General features: G+C 41.4%; 9 protein-coding genes. All 9 read right to left on the minus strand.

What is annotated here, in order from left to right:
- Positions 1-23 precede the first annotated feature (23 nt).
- Positions 24-1,019 carry an AAA family ATPase gene (locus tag E5355_RS15125; protein WP_136010993.1) on the minus strand — a complete coding sequence of 332 codons (996 nt, stop codon included), beginning with the start codon at positions 1,017-1,019 and terminating at the stop codon, positions 24-26.
- Between the two features lie 195 nt (positions 1,020-1,214).
- On the minus strand, positions 1,215-2,429 hold the full coding sequence (locus E5355_RS15130) for an HU family DNA-binding protein (protein ID WP_136010994.1): 1,215 nt from the start codon (positions 2,427-2,429) through the stop codon (positions 1,215-1,217).
- A gap of 24 nt (positions 2,430-2,453) precedes the next feature.
- Positions 2,454-2,726 carry an HU family DNA-binding protein gene (locus tag E5355_RS15135; RefSeq protein ID WP_025832116.1) on the minus strand — a complete coding sequence of 91 codons (273 nt, stop codon included), beginning with the start codon at positions 2,724-2,726 and terminating at the stop codon, positions 2,454-2,456.
- 78 nt (positions 2,727-2,804) lie between these two features.
- Positions 2,805-4,103 carry a 30S ribosomal protein S12 methylthiotransferase RimO gene (gene rimO / locus E5355_RS15140; protein ID WP_136010995.1) on the minus strand — a complete coding sequence of 433 codons (1,299 nt, stop codon included), beginning with the start codon at positions 4,101-4,103 and terminating at the stop codon, positions 2,805-2,807.
- Positions 4,100-5,059 carry a signal recognition particle-docking protein FtsY gene (ftsY, locus tag E5355_RS15145; RefSeq protein WP_136010996.1) on the minus strand — a complete coding sequence of 320 codons (960 nt, stop codon included), beginning with the start codon at positions 5,057-5,059 and terminating at the stop codon, positions 4,100-4,102. The genes rimO and ftsY overlap by 4 nt, the downstream gene beginning before the upstream one ends.
- Positions 5,060-5,515: 456 nt before the next feature.
- Complete coding sequence (locus E5355_RS15150) at positions 5,516-5,674, minus strand: DUF4295 domain-containing protein (protein WP_005827735.1); 159 nt, start codon at positions 5,672-5,674, stop codon at positions 5,516-5,518.
- A 14-nt stretch (positions 5,675-5,688) separates the two neighbouring features.
- Entirely contained in the window at positions 5,689-5,877 is a 189-nt protein-coding gene (gene rpmG, locus E5355_RS15155; protein WP_002560155.1) for a 50S ribosomal protein L33, read from the minus strand.
- A gap of 20 nt (positions 5,878-5,897) precedes the next feature.
- Positions 5,898-6,158 (minus strand): 50S ribosomal protein L28, encoded by a 261-nt coding sequence (gene rpmB / locus E5355_RS15160; protein WP_136010997.1) that lies wholly within the window; start codon positions 6,156-6,158, stop codon positions 5,898-5,900.
- 121 nt (positions 6,159-6,279) lie between these two features.
- A complete protein-coding gene (locus E5355_RS15165) occupies positions 6,280-6,747 on the minus strand; it encodes a CinA family protein (RefSeq protein ID WP_136010998.1) in 468 nt (155 codons plus the stop codon).
- Positions 6,748-6,809: the final 62 nt, after the last annotated feature.

Here is a 6,809-nt window from a genome sequence, read left to right on the forward strand (position 1 = left end):
TCTACGAAAACCTTTATTATGCGTTAGGGCACTTCAACCTTATTCAGTATCTTGCTGACGATTTCATCAGATGTCATATTGCTGGCTTCTGCCTCGTAAGTCAAGCCGATACGGTGGCGAAGTACGTCGTGTGCCACAGCGCGCACATCCTCCGGAATGACATAACCGCGGCGCTTGATGAACGCGTAGCTACGGGCAGCCAGGGCCAGGTTGATGGAGGCACGGGGCGAACCGCCGAAACCAATCATGTCTCTCAGCTCTTTCAGATCGTACTTCTCCGGATAACGGGTGGCAAATACAATATCGACAATATATTTTTCGATTTTCTCGTCCAAATATACCTGGCGAACCACCTTGCGGGCTTCGATAATTTCGTCAGCTTTCAGGATTGGCTTCACATTGAACTTTTCTCCGTTGATATTCTGGCGGATAATCAGTTTCTCCTCTTCCAGTTTCGGATAGTCAATTACGACTTTCAGCATGAAACGGTCCACTTGCGCTTCGGGCAGCGGATAAGTACCTTCCTGCTCAATAGGATTTTGCGTGGCAAGCACCAAGAACGGCTTGGGCAACCCGAAAGTTTCATTGCCGATAGTAACTTGACGTTCCTGCATGGCTTCCAGCAAAGCACTCTGTACTTTGGCGGGAGCACGGTTGATTTCATCGGCCAAAACAAAGTTTGCGAAAACCGGACCTTTTTTTACTTGAAACGTTTCATCCTTTTGACTGTAAACCATTGTACCTATTACATCGGCAGGCAACAAGTCGGGCGTAAACTGAATGCGACTGTATTGTGCATCAATCAGCGAAGAAAGTGTCTTGATAGCCAAAGTCTTTGCCAAACCGGGCACACCTTCCAACAATACATGTCCATCAGACAACAAACCAATCAACAACGACTCTACCAGATGCTTTTGTCCTACAATGACCTGGTCCATACCTGTGGTAAGATTGGTAACGAAAGCACTTTGTCTTTCAATCCGCTCATTCAGTTCGCGGATGTCAATTGTTTCAGCCATAAATCAATCTATTTTTTAATGTTTAATTTCCTCATTTATCCGGTTTTTAACCGGTAATCATTTTTTTAGCTCCCAAAAGTACAGGAATAAATTAACCATACCAACTAATTTTTATTAAAAAAACTATGCGAAGCCCTTAGATTAAACTACTTTCATAGAGTTTAGTATTTAACAAAAAAAGAAGCAGCAATTTTTTTACTGCTTCTTGGCCAGTTTCGGTATCTTGATAGTGGTACCATAAGGCACATTATCCGGATTCTTGATTACGTCGGGATTATGCTTCACGATATAAGGCCAAAGAGCTTTTGTTCTGTAAAAACGAAGTGCCACCCTAGTCAGCGTTTCTCCTTCCTTGATGGTATAAGTGGTTTCTGTTCCCACAATCGTATACCCCACAGAATCCGGTTTAAACGGTACAACTGTCTTTTTCTGCTCTTTTTTAGGAGCAAAAAACTGTGCTTGTACATTTTCTTCGGGAGTCTTTTTAAGCGCAGCGGTTGTTGCAGCAACAGTTTCTGCCACAGTATCAGTCCGGGCAGGAACTACAACATTTTTAAAAACAATACTGTCTGTCAAAGCAATATTGTCTTTACCGGTAAGAACATTCGCCTTTTTAGTAACAGATTCCTTTACATCTGAATCTGCAACTTCTTTTACAAGAAGGTTTGTCGCAAATTTGTCAAGCAAGTCCGGATAATACATGAAAGCTACAGCACCACCACACAATAACACTACAAAAATAACGATGCCTATAAAATATTTCATAGTCGAAGAATCTGCCATATCTTTTACCACTGCCTCAGACGGTTTCAGCTCAGTAGCAGCTATATTTTCAGGTATTGCTTCCGGTTCAGTTTTTTCCGGTTTCTCCTCTTCAACTTCCGATTCTGGCTCGACTAACGGTTCTTCCACTAAAGCAGCCTCTTCCGCCACCGCTTCTTTTATTGTAATTTCATCTTCTACGATTACAGTTTCTTCTTCAACAGCAAGTTCAACCTTCTCCTTTACCTCTTGTTCCGGAGTCTTGATTTCAATATCTTCATCATCTTCACTGTCATTTTCCTGCAAAGTATCCTCAAGCACTGTAGCGTCATTCAAAACTACAGTTTCAAAATGCGAAAATGGTCTATTGACAATATCTTTCAAAGCCGGTTCTGGCGTAAACGACACTTTTGTATGCCCTTGTATCTCAAACCTTTCCCCCGTATTCACATTAACGCTTTCACGACTCCCGACATCTATCAGCTTGAAAGTCCCCAAACCTCGTATCTTCACATACTTGTCCTTCTCCAATGACTCCTCAATCAGCTGGAAGAATTCTTTCACAAAACTATCCGCATTCTTCTTGCTCATGCCATGCCTTTCAGCCAGCGTGTCTATCAGATCTTGTATGTTCAGTTTCTCATTCATATACGGGAGATTTTTAAAAGCCAGTTACTTAAACTTATCCTTCAATAATGTACTCGGCTTATAAGTCAACACCAATTTAGGAGGTACCAACATACGCTGCTTTGTAGTCGGATTCACTGATATACGCTCTGCCTTCTTTTTCACTTCGAATGTGCCGAAGCCTTGTATAGAGATAATATTCCCCTCCTCCAACTGTCGTGTCATATCCGACAGCAATGAAGCAACCAACTCAGAAGTATCTTTCAATGTATATCCTAACCTCCGCGACAATTCAGAAGTAAACTCTTTGTTATTCAAAATGTAAGCTTTTAAATTGAACTTCAGTGCTATATTAGCAAATCTTCTTCACATATGCAAGAAGATAAGGAAAATTCTTTAAATTATTCGCCCAAAAAGGTCGAAATCATCGGAATTAATTATCTCTACATGGTAAAAGTTACCTATATGTAATGTTTTGTCTCCACGTTCAATCAGAACCTCTGGATCCACTTCAGGAGAATCAAATTCTGTACGTCCGATATAATATTCACCTTCAAGCCGGTCAATGATTACTTTCATCCGCCTGCCTACTTTTTCAGCACTCAGCTCCCCTGAAATGCCTTGTTGAATAGACATTAACTCATCCAGGCGCGCTTGCTTCACTTCTTGGGGAATAGAATCCTCGTATTCGGCAGCAGCATATGTCCCTTCTTCTTCCGAATACGCAAAAGCCCCCATTCTATCGAAACGAACTTTATGGACAAACTCTTTCAGTTCCTCAAAATCAGTTTCTGTTTCTCCCGGATGCCCCACCATCAGTGTAGTACGGAGATGGATACCGGGAACCTCCTCACGGAATTGTTCTATCAACTTATAAGTCTCAGCCTTCGTCACATGGCGGCGCATCCTTTGCAGCATATTGTCGCTGATATGTTGCAGGGCAATATCCATATATTTACATACATTGTCACGTTCGCGCATCACACGAAGCAAATCAGCCGGGAAATGCGCCGGATAAGCATAGTGCAAGCGTATCCACTCCACTCCGGGAATATCCGAAATCCGCTCAACAAGCTCGGGCAACATTTGCTTCTTGTATAAATCCACTCCATAATAGGTCAACTCCTGGGCTATAACTTGGAATTCCCTTACACCACATGCAACCAGATATCTCACCTCACCAAGTATCTCCTCCATCGGGCGTGACACATGTCGTCCCGTAATGATGGGAATAGCACAATAAGAACATTTACGGTCACACCCTTCGGATATCTTCAAATAGGCATAATGCTTTGGAGTGGTCAGTGTACGCTCTATGTGCAACTCGTCATGATAGGCCTTTCCCAAATCCTGCAACAATTCTTTCCAATTGAATTTACCATAGAATTTATCCACCTGGGGAATTTCAACGGCCAATTCTTTCAGATAACGTTCCGAAAGACAACCCATTACATAAAGCTTTTCCAAGTTTCCTTCCTCCTTGGCCTGCGCAAATTCCAGAATCATATTAATGGATTCCTCTTTGGCATCACCGATGAAACCGCAAGTATTGATTACGACAATCTGTCCTTTTGGCCTTTCCGCATCATGTGTCACATAGAATCCCTCTTCTTCCAACTGGCGCATCAAATGTTCCGAATCCACTAGGTTTTTAGAACATCCTAAAGTAATGATATCTATAGTCTTCCGTTTCATGCATTCTCCCCAAACAGTGAATCAACAAATTCCTTTTTACGGAACACCTGCAAATCTTCCACTCCTTCACCCAATCCAATATATTTAACCGGAATCTTAAACTGGTCTGAAATGCCGATGACTACGCCACCCTTGGCTGTTCCGTCCAACTTTGTAACAGCCATTGCCGTAACCTCTGTTGCCAGAGTGAACTGCTTGGCTTGCTCGAATGCATTCTGTCCGGTTGAGCCATCCAACACAAGCAACACTTCATTCGGAGCATCAGGGACAACCTTCTTCATCACATTCTTGATTTTCGTCAGTTCATTCATCAAACCGACTTTATTATGAAGGCGTCCTGCCGTATCTATAATTACTACATCCGCATTATTGGCAGTTGCAGAATTCAGTGTGTCAAAAGCGACTGAAGCTGGGTCGGCACCCATTTTCTGCTTCACAACAGGCACGCCTACCCGTTCACCCCATATTACCAACTGCTCCACTGCAGCAGCACGGAAAGTATCGGCAGCACCCAGATAAACAGATTTTCCGGCTTTCTTGAACTGATAAGCCAGTTTACCAATCGTAGTGGTCTTCCCTACACCATTGACGCCCACTACCATAATGACGTATGGTTTCTTAGCAATCGGTGCTTCAAAGTCATCCACATCCTCCGAATTATTCTCCGTAAGCAACGCTGCGATTTCATCACGTAAAATATGATTCAGCTCAGTGGCATTCATATATTTGTCTGCTGCTACACGCTTTTCGATACGTTCAATAATTCTCAGTGTCGTTTCCACGCCCACATCCGAAGTTATCAACACCTCTTCCAAATTATCCAATACTTCATCATCAACTTTTGACTTTCCTGCCACGGCACGTGCAATCTTGCCAAACACACTTTCTTTGGTCTTAGATAATCCTTTATCTAATGTTTCCTTTTTTTCCTTGGAGAAAAAACTAAAAAATCCCATACATTAATTATTTTTATGCAATCTATTTTCGCATTCCCTGTAAAGATATTGCAAACCGAATATAGAATAAAAATGAACTCGTTCATTTCTTATGCTAAGGTGCAGCCTATCTTCGCATTTTCAGCAAAGATATAACAAAACTGACGAATATTAAAAACTTCATCCTCTTTTTAATTGAGTAGAAGGAAAACTAAGTAGTTTTCCAATCTCTCACATCACCGTACATGCCGTTCGGCATACAGCGATTCCTATTCGGGGCACCCATTTGAGATAGCAGTCCATTAGGAACACATATCCAGTCCTACGCAACCTATCATTAGACATTGCGGAGGTTACAAGTCGGCTTTTTCCCACACACTAATAACCATACCGGGCATACACAAAGAATCCCCTTACCGGAAAACCGACAAGGGGATTTTTATAATCCATCAGCGCTTTACAGCCACTGTATTTATCTTATTTCTTAAAGAAGTTCTGAACATCTTCATTACGGACCATCTGTTCATCAAAGATGTAAGCACCAGTCTTAGGAGACTTCACCATTTTGATAACCTTTGTATAAGAACGTCCTTCTTTACTTCCTTCGTGCAAGGTTGCTACCGCTTTCTTTGCCATAAGTTATAGATTTATTATTTGATTTCTTTATGTACTGTTACTCTCTTCAAAATCGGGTTATATTTCTTCAACTCCAATCTCTCTGTGGTATTCTTTCTGTTCTTCGTCGTAATATAACGAGAAGTACCCGGCATACCGCTATCTTTGTGTTCTGTGCATTCCAGAATCACCTGTACTCTGTTACCTTTTGCTTTCTTTGCCATAATCAGTATTCTCCTCTACTTTAGCCAATAACTTTAATGCTTTTCCAATCACAATAACCTTTAGCTACCGCATCTTTCAAAGCAGCGTCCAGTCCTTTCTTATTAATAACGCGCAAACCATTAGCGCAAATGCTAAGGCTGATCCAGCAATCCTGCTCTACATAGTAGAACTTCTTGTTAAACAAGTTCAAATCAAAGGTTCTCTTCGTTCTTCTCTTTGAGTGTGAAACATTGTTGCCAATCATGGCCTTCTTTCCGGTAATTTGACAAATCTTTGACATTTCTATCTTAATTTTATAGTTTTCTTTTTTGCCTATTTCAAACAGAGCGCAAAGTAAGCACTTTTATCGTTACCAAACAAGTTTTTCCTAAAATAATTCACTGTATAATAGTATTTTTTCCTCATTTCAATCTCTCATAAAGCAACATAAGGGCATTTTGAATTGCTTTTTTCACATTTCCCTTTCTTCCCTCGTCTCCCTCCTGCTTCATGGTAACGATTTCATTTTTATAGGCAGCAGCTATCCACACTGTGCCCACCGGCTTTTCCGGAGTTCCGCCTCCAGGACCTGCAATGCCGGAAGTAGCCACTGCACAATCTGTTTTCAGCGTTTTCATCGCACCTTTCACCATTTCTGTAACAGTTTCGCGGCTTACCGCTCCATATTTTTCCAATGTTTCGGCAGACACATGCAACAAAGACATCTTTATTTCATTGGAATACGCCACTATACCACCATTAAAGTATTCCGAACTGCCAGGAATAGAAGTTATCAAAACAGCAATTCCCCCGCCCGTACAACTTTCTGCGGTAGAAAGGAACAATTTCTTTTCTTTCAGCAGCTCTCCAACCTTTTCTTCCAACTTCATACCTTATATCATTACTGTCCCGTAAAAGTGGATAAATAGTTCTTTGAAATAATTGAAATATA

The organism is Bacteroides muris (ex Afrizal et al. 2022), assembly GCF_004793475.1.
GTDB lineage: Bacteria > Bacteroidota > Bacteroidia > Bacteroidales > Bacteroidaceae > Bacteroides > Bacteroides muris.

Bases quoted from the DNA above. Each gene is read 5' to 3' on its own strand.
- E5355_RS15125 (WP_136010993.1), bottom strand. From the start codon at position 1,019: ATGGCTGAAACAATTGACATCCGCGAACTGAATGAGCGGATTGAAAGA.
- E5355_RS15130 (WP_136010994.1), bottom strand. From the start codon at position 2,429: ATGAATGAGAAACTGAACATACAAGATCTGATAGACACGCTGGCTGAA.
- rimO (WP_136010995.1), bottom strand. From the start codon at position 4,103: ATGAAACGGAAGACTATAGATATCATTACTTTAGGATGTTCTAAAAAC.
- ftsY (WP_136010996.1), bottom strand. From the start codon at position 5,059: ATGGGATTTTTTAGTTTTTTCTCCAAGGAAAAAAAGGAAACATTAGAT.
- E5355_RS15150 (WP_005827735.1), bottom strand. From the start codon at position 5,674: ATGGCAAAGAAAGCGGTAGCAACCTTGCACGAAGGAAGTAAAGAAGGA.
- rpmG (WP_002560155.1), bottom strand. From the start codon at position 5,877: ATGGCAAAGAAAGCAAAAGGTAACAGAGTACAGGTGATTCTGGAATGC.
- rpmB (WP_136010997.1), bottom strand. From the start codon at position 6,158: ATGTCAAAGATTTGTCAAATTACCGGAAAGAAGGCCATGATTGGCAAC.
- E5355_RS15165 (WP_136010998.1), bottom strand. From the start codon at position 6,747: ATGAAGTTGGAAGAAAAGGTTGGAGAGCTGCTGAAAGAAAAGAAATTG.